This is a genomic window from Streptomyces sp. NPDC007205 (assembly GCF_040634095.1).
Lineage (GTDB): Bacteria > Actinomycetota > Actinomycetes > Streptomycetales > Streptomycetaceae > Streptomyces.
This window is the reverse complement of sequence record NZ_JBEYEW010000011.1, coordinates 77,463-91,682: the sequence shown is the minus strand read 5'-3', so window position 1 is coordinate 91,682 and position 14,220 is coordinate 77,463. Positions and strand designations below refer to the sequence as shown.

Sequence of the window (14,220 nt, the reverse complement as noted above, 5' to 3'; positions counted from 1 at the left end):
TCAGCTCTTGGTGCGGAACTTGTGGATCGCGACCGGTGCCATCACCGCGGTGATGCCCACCGACCAGGCCAGCGTCACCCACAGGCCGTGCGCGACCGGGCCGCCCACCATCAGACCGCGCGCCGCGTCGGCGAGGCCGGACATCGGGTTGTAGTCGGTGAAGTGCTGCAGCCAGCCCGGCATCGACTTGGTCGGCGCGAAGATGGACGAGCCGAACTGCAGCGGGAACAGTGCCAGGAAGCCCATCGCCTGCACGGACTGCGCGTTCTTCATGATCACACCGAGGGTGATGAACACCCACATGATCGACGAGGCGAAGAGCGTGGCCAGGCCCACGGCGGCGAAGAGCCCCGGCCAGTTGGTGATGTCGAAGCCCACCAGGACACCGACCACCAGCAGGACGGCCGTCGCGATCAGCATCCGGGCCAGCTCCACCGCGATCTTCGCGAAGAGCACGGAACCGCGGCCGATCGGCAGGGACCGGAACCGGTCCATCACACCGCTGTTGAAGTCCTGGTTGAAGCCGGTGCCGACGCCCTGGGCCATGGACAGGCTGGTCATGGCCATGAGGCCGGGGACGACGTACTGGACGTACCGGTGCTGACCGCCGCCCAGTGCCTGCCCGATCGAGCCGCCGAAGACGTACACGAACAGCAGGGTGAAGACGATCGGCATCAGCAGTGCGTCGAACATCGACTCCGGGTCCTGGCGGATCCAGAGCAGGTTGCGGCGCAGCAGGGCGCCGGTGTGCCGCAGATGGCCGCGCAACGGGATCCGGGCATCGGCGGACGACATGGTCGTGGTGGCGCTCATACGGCGACCTCTTCGCGGGAGTCGGCGGGCGTGGTGTCCTGCGGGGCACTGGCGCGGTGGCCGGTGAGGGACAGGAACACCTCGTCCAGGCTGGGGAGTTCGGTGGTGATGGAGGAGATCGTGACGCCGCGCGCGGTGACCGCGCCGACCACGGCGGTCAGCTGCTCGTCGCTGAGGACCGGCACCAGCAGGGAGCCGGTCTCGGTGTCCACGGTGGTGGAGGCGAGCCCGGTGATGCCCAGCTCGTCCAGCATGGCGGCGAGCGGCCGCAGCTGCAGCGGATCCACCGGGCGCACGCGCAGCGTGCGCCCGCCGACCCTGGCCTTCAGCTCCTCGATGCCGCCCTGCGCGATGACCTTCCCGCGGTCGACCACGGTCAGCTCGGAGGCGAGCTGCTCGGCCTCCTCCATGTACTGGGTGGTCAGCAGCACGGTGACACCGTCGCCGACCATCGCCTTGACCTCGTCCCACACCTCGTTGCGGGTACGGGGGTCGAGCCCGGTGGTCGGCTCGTCGAGGTACAGCACGGCCGGCCGGCCGATCATCGAGGCGGCGAGATCCAGCCGCCGCCGCATACCACCGGAGTAGGTGCGCGCCGGCCGCCTGGCCGCCTCCGTCAGGGAGAAGCGCTCCAGCAGCTCGTCGGCGCGGGCGCGGGCTGCCTTGCGGGGCAGGTCCAGCAGCCGGCCGATCATGTACAGGTTCTCCCAGCCGGGCAGCTTCTCGTCGACGGATGCGTACTGTCCGGTGAGGCCTATCACCCGGCGCAGCTGGCGGGGCTGCCGTACGACGTCGTAGCCGGCCACGGTGGCCTGGCCGGCGTCCGGGGTGATCAGGGTGGACAGGATCCGTACGAGGGTGGTCTTGCCGGCGCCGTTCGGGCCGAGCACACCCATCACGGTGCCCTCGCGTACGTCCAGGTCCACACCGTCCAGCGCCCTGGTCTCGCCGTAGTGCTTGACCAGTCCCCGTACCGTCACCGCGTGGCCCCCGCCGGCGGGGTTGTCATCGATTCGCGTCATGCGTCAGACAGTGCCAGGGCCCACCGACAAACCACCGACAAGCCACCGACAGCCACCGACGAGTTCCCGACGACCACCGCAACCATCCGTTGAGGAACCACGACGGCGAGCAACCACCTCCGCGAGAGCGGCGCCGGCTCAGGCGCAGAAAGGGGTCAGCCCGCCGACGGGGGAAGATCGGCGGGCTGCCCGTGTTGCCGCAATGGCTCAGTGGACGGAGTGCTCCTCCAGCGGGAAGGTCCCGCCGACGACGTCGTCCGCGAACGACTTCGCCGCGTTGCCCATGACCTCACGGAGGTTCGCGTACTTCTTGACGAACTTCGGGACCCGGCCGGAGGTCAGCCCGAGCATGTCCGTCCAGACCAGCACCTGCGCGTCCGTCTCCGGCCCGGCGCCGATGCCCACCGTCGGAATGTGCAGTACCCGCGTCACCTCGGCCGCCAGCTCCGCCGGCACCAGCTCCAGGACGACCGCGAAGGCGCCCGCGTCCTGCACGGCCTTCGCGTCCCGCAGCAGCTGCTGCGCCGCCTCCTCGCCGCGCCCCTGCACGCGGTAGCCCATCGCGTTGACGGACTGCGGGGTCAGCCCGATGTGGGCCATGACCGGGATGCCGGACTCCACCAGCAGCCGGATCTGTTCGTGTGAGCGCTCGCCGCCCTCCAGCTTGACCGCGCCGACCCCGGCCTCCTTCACCAGCCGGGTCGCCGAGCGCAGCGCCTGCACCGGGCCCTCCTGGTAGGTGCCGAAGGGGAGGTCGCCGACGATCAGGGCGCGCTGCGTGCCGCGGACCACGGCCGCCGACAGCATCGTCATCTCGTCGAGGGTGACGGGCACGGTCGTCTCGTACCCGAGGTGACAGTTGCCCGCCGAGTCGCCGACCAGGATCACCGGGATCCCGGCCTCGTCGAAGACGGACGCGGTCATCGCGTCGTAGGCGGTGAGCATGGGCCACTTCTCGCCCCGCTCCTTGGCGAGCGTGATGTCGCGGACGGTGATGCGGCGGGTGCCCTTCCCCCCGTACAGCGCCTTGCTGCCGTCGGAGGGCTTGTTCTGGGCAGCCGAAAGCTGCGTCATGGCAACGGCTCCTTCAGTCATCTCGAGGCGCCCTGACGGCGTCCCCGGATCGACTCCATGGTGGCACCTCGTGCCAGCCAGGACCAGAGGGGGCCCCTGATCCCCGCCCGGGCCCGGCAGGGGCCCGCAGGGGCCCGCGTGTAAGGCCCTGGTAAATAGTTAAGATACGAGACGGTTCCGTATCGAAATGGCCGTAGTGTTGAACATATGACAAGTTCCGTCCCTGCCTCTCGGATACCGGAAGCGGTGCACCGGCGCCGCTGGGCGATTCTCGGCGTGCTCATGCTGAGCCTGCTGATCGTGGTGCTCGACAACTCGATCCTCAACGTCGCCATCAAGACCATCTCCAGCCCCGCGCCGACCGGCCTCGGCGCCACCCAGAGCGAGATCGAGTGGGCGATCAACGCCTACACCCTCGTCTTCGCCGGTCTGCTGTTCACCGCCGGTCTCATCGGCGACCGCCTCGGCCGCAAGAAGGTGCTGCTCGGCGGCATCGCCGTGTTCGGCATCGGCTCGATGCTGGCCGCCGAGTCCGGCTCGCCCGGCCAGCTGATCGCCTACCGCGCCCTGATGGCCCTCGGTGCCGCCTTCGTCATGCCCGCCACCCTCGCCGTCCTGATGAACGTCTTCGAGCGTGCGGAGCAGCCCAAGGCCATCGGTATCTGGGCCGGCGGCGTCGGCCTCGCCATCGCCATCGGGCCGATCACCGGCGGCGCGCTCCTCGACCACTTCTGGTGGGGCTCGGTCTTCTTCGTCAACGTGCCGATCGTGGTCCTCGCGCTGGTCCTGATGGTCTGGCTGGTGCCCGACTCCCGTGACCCCAAGCCCGGCCGCCTCGACCCCGTCGGCGTCGTCCTGTCCGTCGTCGGCCTCGTCCTGCTGGTCTACGGCATCATCAAGGGCGGCGAGCTGGCCGACTTCACCGACACCAAGGTGCTGGCGACGATCGGTGCCGGTCTTGTCGTGCTGGCCGCGTTCGTCATCTTCGAGAAGCGTAGCGACCACCCGTCGCTCGATGTCACCTACTTCCAGAACAAGGTCTTCTCGGCCGCCATGGGCGCCATCGCGCTGGTCTTCTTCGCGCTGATGGGCGTCACGTTCTTCGGCGTCTTCTACACCCAGAGCGTGCGCGGCTACTCCCCGCTGGAGTCCGGTGCGCTGATGCTGCCGCTCGCCGCCGCCCAGCTGATCTTCGCACCGCGTGCCCGGCTGCTGGTCGACCGGTTCGGCAACAAGGCCACCACCACCGCCGGCCTGGTGCTGATCGCGGCGACGCTGGCGATGTTCGCCACGTTCGAGGCCGACACACCGATCTGGCTGCTGGAGGTCGTCTTCTTCCTCATGGGCACCGGCATGGCGCACATCATGACGCCCACCTCGGTCGTCATCATGCAGGCGCTGCCGCGCGAGAAGGCCGGCTCCGCCTCCGCGCTCAGCAACACCTTCCGCCAGGTCGGCGGCGCGCTCGGCATCGCCGTCCTCGGCTCGGTGCTCGCCACCTCGTACCGCAACGGCATCGAGGACAAGCTCGGCACGCTGCCGCCCGCCCTGCGCGACAAGGCCGCCGAGTCCGTCGAGGCCACCCTCGGCATCGCCGGCAAGCTCGGCCCACGGGGCAAGGCCCTGGTCACGCCCGCCGACGACGCGTTCCTGCACGCCATGCACGTCACCGCGCTGTGCGGGGTGGGCGTCGCACTGATCGGCGCCGTCGTCACCGCCCTGTTCCTGCCGGGCAGGCCGCCCGCCGCCGAGGAGGGCGAGAAGGAAACGGAGTTGGTCACGGCCGCCGACTGACGCGGACCCGCAGCTCAACGGGGGAAGGAGGCGGCTGCGGGACAATTCCCGCAGCACACCGAGAGGACGGATCGACGTGAGCCTTGCCGAAAGCCGGCCGCGACCGCACGGCCCCGTACGGGGCAGGCCCCGTAGTGAGGCCGTGGAACGCGCCATCATCGAGGGCGTGATGAAGCTCCTGGAGGACGGCGTACCCCTCGCCGAACTCTCCATCGAGCGCATCGCCCGCACCGCCGGGGTCGGCAAGGCCACCATCTACCGCCGCTGGAACGGCAAGGAGGAACTGTTCATCGACGTCGTGCGTGCCGCTGAGCCCGCCGACCCCGAACTCCCCGGCGTCTCCATGCGCGACGACCTCGTCGTCCTGCTGGAGAACCTGCGTCAGCGCGGCCTCGCCAGCCGGACGTCGGCGCTCCTGCACAACGCCCACGCCCAGATGAAGAGCAGCCCCAGGATCTGGGCCGCGTACCACGCCAACGCCGTGGCGCCACGGCGCGCCCTCGGCCTGGAAGTGCTGCGCCGCGGACAGCGCAACGGCGAACTCCGCACCGATGTGGACGTGGAACTGGCCAACGACATGCTCGTCGGCCCCATGCTCACCCGGGCCGTGCTGCGCCCGGACGCCGACCTGCCCGACGGCCTGGCGGAGCAGATCGTCGACACCGTCCTGGAAGGCCTACGGCCCGTCAGCTCGACAGCCTCGTAGCACTCATGTGCGCGTTTCGTCACAGACCCTGGCTGTCTCGGGCGGAACGGAACTCCCCGCCCCGCCTCTTTCGTCCTCGTCTTCCGTACGGCCGTCATGGGACGGCGGGATCGGAGCCGATCATCCCCTAGGGTCGGAAGAACACGGGGGACGACGGTGTGCACAGCAGGCAGTGAGGCAGATGGTATGGCGCAGCAGGCGTACATGACGGAGACGGCGGACGGCGGCTCGGGGCCCGAGCGACCGGGATCCCGGCTTCGGCGCCTGACGCAGCGCCTGCTCGGCGGGTGGCGAGGGGATCCACGGATCTGGCGCCGCGGCATCATCCTCGCGGTTCTCGCCCTGCTCCTCGCCCTGGTGATGCTGGTGCACTCGCGCATCCCCAACCGGCTGGGCAACCTCGGCAGTCTGACCGAGACGTTTCTGCCCTGGCTGGGCCTCGCCATCCCGGTCCTGCTGCTGCTCGGCCTGATCCGGAAGTCGGCGACCGCGCTCATCGCCGTACTGCTCCCGGCGATCGTGTGGCTGAACCTCTTCGGCGGGCTGCTCACGGACAAGTCGGGCTCGGGCGGTGACCTGATGGTGGCGACCCACAACGTCAACGCCGACAACCCCGACCCCGCCCTGACCGCCCGTGACGTCGCCTCCTCCGGCGCCGACGTGCTGGCCCTGGAGGAGGTCCCCGGTACGGCCGTGGCCGTCTACGAGCAGGCGCTCGCACCGACGTACCGGTACCACGCGGTGGTCGGCACGGTCGGCCTGTGGAGCAAGTACCCGATGAGCGATGTGCAGGCGGTGGACATCAAGCTCGGCTGGAAGCGTGCGATGCGGGCCACGGTCACCACCCCGCACGGCCCCGTCGCGGTGTACGTCGCCCACATGCCCTCGGTGCGGGTGAAGGTGGAGGCCGGGTTCACCGCCCGCCAGCGCGACAAGAGCGCCGACGCGCTCGGCGAGGCCATCGCCGACGAGCCCCTGAAGCGGGTCGTCCTGCTCGGCGACCTGAACGGCACGATGAACGACCGCTCGCTCAACGCCGTCACCTCCCAGATGCGCTCCACGCAGGGCGCGGCCGGCAGCGGCTTCGGGTTCAGCTGGCCGGCGTCGTTCCCGATGGCGCGGATCGACCAGATCATGGTCAGGGGCGTGGAGCCGGAGAGCTCCTGGACGCTGCCGCGCACCGGCAGCGATCACCTTCCGGTGGCCGCCCGTGTGAAGCTGGACACGTCCTCGTAACCCGGTGGAACAGCGAGGTTGTCACCCGACTCCGTCGGGTGGCCGAGTGATCACCTCGCACCTGCCGGAGGAGTCGGGCGCCCTGCACCACTGACCCGCCGGCCGTGGCTCTGGTGAGGCACATGTGTCCTCCGGCTGCCTTCCCGGAGCGCAGAGGGCCCGGGGTCTCCACGACCCCGGGCCCCCTTCCGTTCAGCGGAGCGTCAGTGCTGCTTCGCGCTCTTCGCGTACGACGCGACGTACCCGTCCGCCGGCGAGCCGACGCCCGTCACGTCGTCGTAGCCCTTCACCGCGGACAGGGAGCTGTCCTTGCCGAGGCTGCGGGCCGAGTAGAGCAGGCCGCCCTTGGCGTCCAGGCCGTTGACGAAGTCCACGCGGGCGACCGCCAGGCCGGAGCCCGTCGGGTTGTCCGTGACGTCGTGGTAGACGCCATTCTTGCCGTACTTGGCGTAGATCGTCGGGTTGGCGAACCCGATCGCCTTGCCGCCGCGCGCCTCCTGGGCCAGGGCCTGGACCGCCGCGATCACCGGAGCGGCGAGCGAGGTGCCGCCGATGCGGTACTCGCTGTACTGCTGCGAGCCGTCCGGGAAGGTCTGGGTCTGGCCGACCAGGAAGCCGGTGTTCGGGTCGGCGATGGCCGCGATGTCCGGGACGACGCGGTTGCCGTCGGCGCTGTTGGCCTTGGCGAGCGAGTCCGGGACGACGCCCTTCTGGTAGTACGGCTGGGCGACCGTCTTGCTGGTGCCGCCGCCCGCGCCCGAGGTGAAGGTGCCGGGGAAGCTGGTCCAGCTCTTGCCGTCGGTCGACAGGGTCGACTTCTCGGTGCCCCAGCCGGTCTCCCACTCGTACGTGTCACCCTTGCCGACGGCCAGGGAGGTACCGCCGACCGCGGTCACCCACGCCGAGTTGGCCGGGGTGTCGACCTGCTTCGTACCGGACTTGGCGACCTGGTCGCCGTCGTCACCGGAGGAGAAGTAGAAGCCGATGCCCTGCACCGCGCCCAGCTGGAAGACCTGGTCGTAGGCGGCGGCGAGGTCCGGGGTCTGGTTGGCCTCGATGTCGCCCCAGGAGTTGGAGACGATGTCGGCCAGGTGGTTGTCGACGACCTTGCTGAGCGAGTCGAGCAGGTCGGCGTCGTAGCAGGAGGCCGCGCCGACGTAGGTGACGTCGGCGGACGGGGCGACCGCGTGCACGGCCTCGACGTCGAGGGTCTCCTCGCCGTACCAGCCGGCGGCGCCGCACTCCTTGGTCTTGGTGTAGTTCTTCGGCAGCACCTGGTGCAGCTGGCCGGTCTTCCAGGCCGCGTCACCGTTCTTCAGCGCGTACTTGCCGGCGTCGTAGGCGATGGTCGGCGAGGCGTAGGCGTCCGTGATGGCGATGCGGACGTTCTTGCCGGTGTAGCTGCCCGCGCCGTAGGCGGAGCGCAGCTGCTTGCCGGTGTAGCCCTTGATGGCGTACGGGATCTTCTGGCCGTACGCGTCGGGCAGCGTGGTCGCGGTGTTCGAGCCGTAGTACGAGGAGAACGGGCCCGAGTTCTTGAACACGGCGTCCGGCGGCGGCAGCTGGTCGTCGTGGTTGGACTTGTGCGGGGCGTTGTCCAGACCGGTGACGGTCAGGACGGCGCCCTTCAGGCTGTCCGGCACGGAGGCCGTCTGCGCGGGGGCGCGGTAGGTCGCCGAGCCCTTGGCGTAGTTGTGCAGCTGGGTGCCGAACGCCTTCTCGGCGGCGGCCACGTCACCGGAGACGGCGACATAGTGCTGGGTGACCTCGGTGACCTTCAGACCGGCCGACGTCAGCCAGGACTTGACGGCGGCCACCTGGGCCTTGGTGGCCCCGAAGCGGGCCTGCGCCTTCTTGGCGTTCAGGTACTTGCCGTACAGCGGCGAGCTGGGGTCGGACACGGCCTTGGCGTAGGCGGCGAGGCCCGCCGCGTCCTTGCCGGCGAAGTAGACCCGGGCGTTCACCGGGGCGCTGTCCGGAGTCGCGCCCTTGTCCGCCTTGGGCGTGGCCCACAGCGGCTTGGTGCCCTTCAGAGCGTCACGAGCGGGGCTGCCCGCGGCGTGTGCCGCGGGTATGCCCAGCGCCAGAGCGCCGGCGATCATGGGCAGTGTCGCTGCCATGCTCACGGCGCGCAGCTTGGCGCGGTTGGATCTCATAGAACCCCCTGCGATGCGGTTCGCATGCATGTAGTGGTCGGTACGTCACGCGTCCGCGCGCCGGCCCGCGGCGGTTCGGCCGGTCAATGGATCACATGATGCGGGTCACTCTGTCGATGAACCGTTCATGCCAGGGGAACGTAAAGGTCAAGAGAAGCTCAAGTGCCCGTCAGCTGGGGCGAATTGCGCCTTTCGTTCCTCACGGTTGGGTAACGGAACGGCCCGGCGACTGTTCACATACCGCTCTTCACACACCGCTCTTCACGAACGCGGCGCCGCTCCCCGCTCCTTCAGCATCCCGGCCATCACCTGGAGCTCCGACTGCTGCGCGTCGACCATGCCCTGCGCGAGCCGCTTCTCCACGCCGACGGTGCACTTGGCCACGCACCCCTCGGCCATGTGGATCCCGCCCTTGTGGTGGTCCGTCATCAGCTGCAGATAGAGGATCTCGGCCTGCTTGCCGCTCAGTGACTGGAGCTTCCTCAGCTCCGTGTTCGTCGCCATGCCCGGCATCAGCGCGCCGTCCTTGCCGGAGGCCATGTCGCCCATGCCCATCCAGGTCATCGGCGGCTCGGCCGACACCTTCGGCAGCTCCCACAGGTCCAGCCAGCCGAGCAGCATGCCGCGCTGGTTGGCCTGCGTCTGCGCGATGTCGTAGGCGAGCCTGCGCACTTCCTTGTTCTCCGTGCGGTCCCGGACGATGTACGACATCTCGACGGCCTGCTGGTGGTGGACCGCCATGTCCCGCGCGAACCCGGCGTCCGCCGACTCCGGGCCCGGCGTCTTCGGGTCCGAGTCGCCGGTGTCCTCGGTGACCGCGTAGGTGATCGCGCCCGCCGCGACGAGCACCGCCGCCGCGGCCCCGGCGAGCCGTCCGACGTGCCGCCGCTTCACTACATCGCCCCGCTGGTGCAGGGGGCGCCGGGCTCGGGGGTCTGCGGGCCCTGGACGTAGGCGGCGAAGAACTTGCTCACCTCGGGGTCGTCCGCGCTCTTGACGCTCACCTGGTGGCCCCAGGCGGACAGGATCAGCGGGGCGGCCTGGTTCTCGTACGGGCTCATCAGCGAGTACGACGTCTTCTTCACCTTCGCCGCCAGCGCGTCGACGTCGGCCTTCTTCGCCTTGCTGGTGTATGTCACCCAGACCGCGCCGTGCTCCAGCGAGTGCACGGCGTTCTCGTCCTGCAGCGGCTTGGTGTAGACGGTGCCGTCACAGGTCGCCCAGACCGGGTTGTGGTTGCCGCCGACCGGGGGGTGCATCGGGTACGACACCTTGGTCTGGACGTGCGTCCGCGCCAGCTTGCCGGACCAGGCCTGCACGCCGTTCTTGCCGGTGGTCCAGTGCCCGGAGTCCCCGGAGCTCGTGGAGCTCTTGGAGTCGCTCGCGCTGTTCTTCCTGTTGTCCGACTGGGAGTTCACGAGGACCACACCGCCGACCACCAGCCCGCCGACGACCACCACGCTCGCGGCGACGGTGAGCACGCGGTTGCGGCGCTCGCGCGCACGCTCGGCACGGCGTATCTCTTCTATGCGCGCCTTGCGCGCCGCGCTGCTGTTCTTGGCGGAACCCATGAGTGTCCTTCTGGGGGTAAGGGCCGGCAACGGGAAGGGTGGGGCCCGCTGATCGTAATGGGGAGGGGGCGGGCTGCCGTAGGCCGGGCGAGGCAAAGAAGAGGGGGCCGAGGGATAATTTGAACCGTGGATGCGTATTACCTACGCTCGTGGTATGCGGCTCCTGCGCTCCACCGACCTGGCCCTGCGCGTCCTGATGCGACTGGCCGTCGCCGCCGACGCCACGCCCACCACCCGCCAGGTCGCGGCGGACATGGACGTGCCCTACACGCACACCGCGAAGGTCGTCGCCGAACTCCAGCACCTGGGCCTCGTCGACGCCCGGCGCGGCCGGGGCGGCGGTCTCACGCTCACCGGGAAGGGCCGTACGGCCTCGGTCGGCGCGCTGGTGCGCACCTTCGAGGGCGACGGCGACGTGGTCGACTGCGAGGGCGCGACGGGTACGGCTCCCTGCCCCCTGAACTCCGGCTGCCGCCTGCGCGGCGCGCTGCGCCGGGCGCAGGAGGCCTTCTTCGCCGCACTGGACTCCGTCACGGTGGCGGACATCGTCTCCGGGCCGACCGGGCCTTTGCTGCTCGGGATCTCCCGGGGGCCGGAACGCGACTGAGGCGTCGGACGTCGGTCGTCGGACGTCGGTCGTCCGCGGGTTCGTCGTGGCTGGTCGCGCTGCAGCGCGGTTGACATCCCCTGGCCGGAAACCGGCGTTGATCACCGGGGGCTGGTGAAGGCTCGGCCCCGACGTGGGCGGCGCAGTAGCCGGCGTCGCCCATCGGCACCTCCCAGGCCCTGGCCGGCGCCCGCCCCCTGACCCGGCACCTCGCCGAGTCCGGCGGCGACCACACCGAGGCCTTCGCCGCCTACGAGCAGGAACTGTGCCCGTACATGGCGGAGAACCAGGAGACCGGCCGGGAGGGCGCCCGCGGCTTCGGCGCCGGACGAGCCTGACGACCGAGGGGCTCAGCCCCGGGCCAGCCACAGGTCCGGGCCGAACACCTCGTAGTGGATGTCGGCCGGGGCCACGCCCTGCTCGATCAGCTGCGCGCGGACCGCGCGCATGAAGGGCAGCGGCCCGCACAGGTACGCGCGCGTGCCGGGCCGTACGGCGATGCCGGTGAGGTCGGCCAGGCCGGTGCGGGTGCCCGGCTCCGCGTCGCGCTCGTAGAAGAAGTGCACGGACGCCTCCGGGAGTTTCCCGGCGTAGGTCTCGTGGTCGGCGCGCAGGGCGTGGTCGGCGGGGGAGCGGTCGCCGTGGACGACGGTGACCGGTCCCTGGTGGCCGGTGGCCGCGAGGTCGGCCAGCATGGCGACCATGGGGGTCACACCGATGCCGGCGGAGGCGAGCAGCAGGGGGGTTTCGGCGTCGCTGTCCAGGACGAGGTCGCCGTACGGCTCGGACAGGTCCAGGACGTCGCCGGCCCGCACGTGTGCGTGGAGGTGGTTCGACACCTCGCCGTCGGGGGTGGCGCCGTCGCCGCTCACGCGCTTGACGCTGAACTGGCGCACGCTCTCGCCCGGCGCCCCGGACAGGCTGTACTGCCGTATCTGGCGGGCGCCGTCGGGCAGCTCGGCCTGGACGGAGACGTACTGACCGGCGCGGAAGTCGCGCACCGGGCCGCCGTCGGCCGGGCGCAGCCGGAAGGTGACGACGTCCGCCGTCTCCTCGACGCGCTCCACGACCTCCCACGGCCGCCGGACCTGGCTGCCGCTCTCCTCGTACAGCCGCTTCTCGATGGCGGTGAGCGCGTTCGCCATCAGCCAGTAGACCTCGGTCCAGGCGGCGGCGACCTCGGGCGTCACGGCCTCGCCGAGCACCTCGGCGATGGCGGCGAAGAGGTGCTCGTGCACGACGTCGTACTGCTCGGGCGTGACACCCAGCGAGGCGTGCTTGTGGGCGATGCGGCCGAGCATCGCGTCGGGCCGGGTGTCCGGGTGCTGCAGCAGGTGCGTGGCGAAGGTGGCGATGGAGCCGGCGAGGGCCTGCTTCTGGGCGCCGGAGGCCTGGTTTCCGCGGTTGAACAGGTCCCGCAGCAGTCCGGGGTGGGCGGCGAAGAGGCGGGCGTAGAAGCGCTCGGTGATCTCGCCGATGGCCGCGCCTACGGCGGGGAGGGTGGCGCGGACGGTGGCTGCGGACTGCTCGGACAGCATCGGGACTCCTCACGACTCGACTGATCGAAACGCTATGAAAACTTGCATCTGAGATGCAAATTAAGCGCGCGTGGTGTCCCTCACGTCGCGAAGCGGACCGGCCATTACGGATGTCGGTCCGAGCAGGCAAGATGGGCGAGAGAGAGCAGTACACCTGCCGTACGAGAGGCGTTCGGACCGAGGACGCTCGGGCGACCAAGGTCCGCAACGCGCACGAAATGGTGTTGTGGTGGGATGCTCAGGTGCCCGACCGCCTCCCGCGGGATGGGGGACAGGCGGCCTGACCAGCAAGGATGGGGTAGCGGAAGATGGACAAGCAGCAGGAGTTCGTGCTCCGGACACTGGAGGAGCGCGACATCCGGTTCGTACGCCTGTGGTTCACGGACGTGCTGGGCTTCCTCAAGTCCGTCGCCGTGGCCCCCGCCGAGCTGGAGCAGGCCTTCGACGAGGGCATCGGCTTCGACGGCTCCGCCATCGAGGGCTTCGCGCGGGTCTACGAGTCCGACATGATCGCCAAGCCGGACCCGTCCACCTTCCAGGTCCTGCCGTGGCGCGCGGAGACCCCCGGCACCGCCCGCATGTTCTGCGACATCCTCATGCCGGACGGCTCCCCGTCCTTCGCGGACCCGCGCTACGTGCTGAAGCGCGCCCTGGCCCGTACCTCCGACCTGGGCTTCACCTTCTACACCCACCCCGAGATCGAGTTCTTCCTGCTGAAGGACCGCCCGCTCGACGGCTCCCGGCCCACCCCGGCCGACAACTCGGGCTACTTCGACCACACGCCCACCAACGTCGGCATGGACTTCCGCCGCCAGGCGATCACCATGCTGGAGTCGATGGGCATCTCGGTGGAGTTCTCCCACCACGAGGGCGCCCCGGGCCAGCAGGAGATCGACCTGCGCTACGCCGACGCGCTCTCCACGGCCGACAACATCATGACGTTCCGCCTGGTCATGAAGCAGGTGGCGCTGGAGCAGGGGGTGCAGGCGACCTTCATGCCGAAGCCTTTCTCCGAGCACCCCGGCTCCGGTATGCACACGCACCTGTCCCTCTTCGAGGGCGACCGCAACGCGTTCTACGAGTCCGGCGCCGAGTACCAGCTCTCCAAGGTCGGCCGCTCCTTCATCGCGGGCCTGCTGCGGCACGCGGCGGAGATCTCCGCGGTCACCAACCAGTGGGTGAACTCCTACAAGCGCATCTGGGGCGGTTCCGAGCGCACGGCGGGCGCCGGCGGCGAGGCCCCCTCCTACATCTGCTGGGGCCACAACAACCGCAGCGCCCTGGTCCGCGTCCCGATGTACAAGCCGGGCAAGACCGGCTCCGCGCGCGTGGAGGTCCGTTCCCTGGACTCCGGCGCCAATCCCTACCTGGCCTACGCCGTCCTGCTGGCCGCCGGCCTGAAGGGCATCGAGGAGGGCTACGAGCTGCCGCCGGGCGCCGAGGACGACGTCTGGGCCCTGTCCAACGCCGAGCGCCGCGCGATGGGCATCGAGCCGCTTCCGCAGAACCTCGGCGAGGCCCTGGCTCTCATGGAGGGCAGCGACCTGGTCGCCGAGACCCTCGGCGAGCACGTCTTCGACTTCTTCCTGCGCAACAAGAAGTCGGAGTGGGAGGAGTACCGCAGCGAGGTCACGGCCTTCGAGCTGCGGAAGAACCTGCCGGTGCTGTAGGCGCGGGCCGGCAGTCGGCCCTCAACGGTTGCG

General features: G+C 70.1%; 12 protein-coding genes. 5 read left to right on the top strand and 7 right to left on the bottom strand.

Annotated features, from left to right (window positions below):
• The 3 genes from ABZ624_RS20060 to panB form a co-directional block, all read right to left on the bottom strand.
• On the bottom strand, window positions 1–813 hold the full coding sequence (locus ABZ624_RS20060; RefSeq protein ID WP_360090302.1) for an ABC transporter permease: 813 nt from the start codon (window positions 811–813) through the stop codon (window positions 1–3).
• Window positions 810–1,835 (bottom strand): ATP-binding cassette domain-containing protein, encoded by a 1,026-nt coding sequence (locus ABZ624_RS20055; protein WP_360090299.1) that lies wholly within the window; start codon window positions 1,833–1,835, stop codon window positions 810–812. Before ABZ624_RS20055 ends, ABZ624_RS20060 begins: the two co-directional genes overlap by 4 nt.
• Window positions 1,836–2,042: 207 nt before the next feature.
• The gene (panB, locus tag ABZ624_RS20050) at window positions 2,043–2,909 is read right to left on the bottom strand and encodes a 3-methyl-2-oxobutanoate hydroxymethyltransferase (protein ID WP_360090296.1); all 867 of its coding nucleotides are present in this window, start codon (window positions 2,907–2,909) and stop codon (window positions 2,043–2,045) included.
• Window positions 2,910–3,116: 207 nt separating this feature from the next.
• Between panB and ABZ624_RS20045 the strand changes: the two genes are divergently transcribed.
• The 3 genes from ABZ624_RS20045 to ABZ624_RS20035 all read left to right on the top strand — a co-directional run bounded on the left by ABZ624_RS20045 (window position 3,117) and on the right by ABZ624_RS20035 (window position 6,645).
• Window positions 3,117–4,703: an MFS transporter gene (locus ABZ624_RS20045; protein WP_360090293.1), complete on the top strand. Its 1,587-nt coding sequence runs from the start codon at window positions 3,117–3,119 to the stop codon at window positions 4,701–4,703.
• A gap of 76 nt (window positions 4,704–4,779) precedes the next feature.
• Window positions 4,780–5,409: a TetR/AcrR family transcriptional regulator gene (locus ABZ624_RS20040; RefSeq protein ID WP_360090290.1), complete on the top strand. Its 630-nt coding sequence runs from the start codon at window positions 4,780–4,782 to the stop codon at window positions 5,407–5,409.
• Window positions 5,410–5,595: 186 nt separating this feature from the next.
• Window positions 5,596–6,645 carry an endonuclease/exonuclease/phosphatase family protein gene (locus tag ABZ624_RS20035; protein ID WP_360090287.1) on the top strand — a complete coding sequence of 350 codons (1,050 nt, stop codon included), beginning with the start codon at window positions 5,596–5,598 and terminating at the stop codon, window positions 6,643–6,645.
• Between the two features lie 203 nt (window positions 6,646–6,848).
• Here the strand turns inward: ABZ624_RS20035 and ABZ624_RS20030 are convergent, their stop codons facing one another.
• The 3 genes from ABZ624_RS20030 to ABZ624_RS20020 form a co-directional block, all read right to left on the bottom strand.
• Window positions 6,849–8,801 (bottom strand): S53 family peptidase, encoded by a 1,953-nt coding sequence (locus ABZ624_RS20030; protein WP_360090284.1) that lies wholly within the window; start codon window positions 8,799–8,801, stop codon window positions 6,849–6,851.
• A 261-nt stretch (window positions 8,802–9,062) separates the two neighbouring features.
• On the bottom strand, window positions 9,063–9,695 hold the full coding sequence (locus tag ABZ624_RS20025) for a DUF305 domain-containing protein (RefSeq protein ID WP_360090281.1): 633 nt from the start codon (window positions 9,693–9,695) through the stop codon (window positions 9,063–9,065).
• Window positions 9,695–10,372, bottom strand: a complete 678-nt coding sequence (locus ABZ624_RS20020) for a DUF3105 domain-containing protein (RefSeq protein WP_360090278.1) — start codon at window positions 10,370–10,372, stop codon at window positions 9,695–9,697. Before ABZ624_RS20020 ends, ABZ624_RS20025 begins: the two co-directional genes overlap by 1 nt.
• A 154-nt stretch (window positions 10,373–10,526) precedes the next feature.
• Here ABZ624_RS20020 and ABZ624_RS20015 point away from each other — a divergent pair, with 154 nt between their 5' ends.
• Complete coding sequence (locus ABZ624_RS20015; protein WP_360090275.1) at window positions 10,527–10,979, top strand: Rrf2 family transcriptional regulator; 453 nt, start codon at window positions 10,527–10,529, stop codon at window positions 10,977–10,979.
• A gap of 350 nt (window positions 10,980–11,329) precedes the next feature.
• Here the strand turns inward: ABZ624_RS20015 and ABZ624_RS20010 are convergent, their stop codons facing one another.
• Window positions 11,330–12,517 (bottom strand): globin domain-containing protein, encoded by a 1,188-nt coding sequence (locus ABZ624_RS20010; protein WP_360090272.1) that lies wholly within the window; start codon window positions 12,515–12,517, stop codon window positions 11,330–11,332.
• 308 nt (window positions 12,518–12,825) lie between these two features.
• Here ABZ624_RS20010 and glnA point away from each other — a divergent pair, with 308 nt between their 5' ends.
• Window positions 12,826–14,187, top strand: coding sequence for a type I glutamate--ammonia ligase (glnA, locus tag ABZ624_RS20005; protein ID WP_360090269.1), 1,362 nt, complete (start codon window positions 12,826–12,828; stop codon window positions 14,185–14,187).
• Window positions 14,188–14,220: the final 33 nt, after the last annotated feature.

Coding starts and splice junctions, on each gene's coding strand:
- glnA (WP_360090269.1), top strand. CDS start 12,826: ATGGACAAGCAGCAGGAGTTCGTGCTCCGGACACTGGAGGAGCGCGAC.
- panB (WP_360090296.1), bottom strand. CDS start 2,909: ATGACGCAGCTTTCGGCTGCCCAGAACAAGCCCTCCGACGGCAGCAAG.
- ABZ624_RS20060 (WP_360090302.1), bottom strand. CDS start 813: ATGAGCGCCACCACGACCATGTCGTCCGCCGATGCCCGGATCCCGTTG.
- ABZ624_RS20045 (WP_360090293.1), top strand. CDS start 3,117: ATGACAAGTTCCGTCCCTGCCTCTCGGATACCGGAAGCGGTGCACCGG.
- ABZ624_RS20055 (WP_360090299.1), bottom strand. CDS start 1,835: ATGACGCGAATCGATGACAACCCCGCCGGCGGGGGCCACGCGGTGACG.
- ABZ624_RS20010 (WP_360090272.1), bottom strand. CDS start 12,517: ATGCTGTCCGAGCAGTCCGCAGCCACCGTCCGCGCCACCCTCCCCGCC.
- ABZ624_RS20030 (WP_360090284.1), bottom strand. CDS start 8,801: ATGAGATCCAACCGCGCCAAGCTGCGCGCCGTGAGCATGGCAGCGACA.
- ABZ624_RS20035 (WP_360090287.1), top strand. CDS start 5,596: ATGGCGCAGCAGGCGTACATGACGGAGACGGCGGACGGCGGCTCGGGG.
- ABZ624_RS20020 (WP_360090278.1), bottom strand. CDS start 10,372: ATGGGTTCCGCCAAGAACAGCAGCGCGGCGCGCAAGGCGCGCATAGAA.
- ABZ624_RS20015 (WP_360090275.1), top strand. CDS start 10,527: ATGCGGCTCCTGCGCTCCACCGACCTGGCCCTGCGCGTCCTGATGCGA.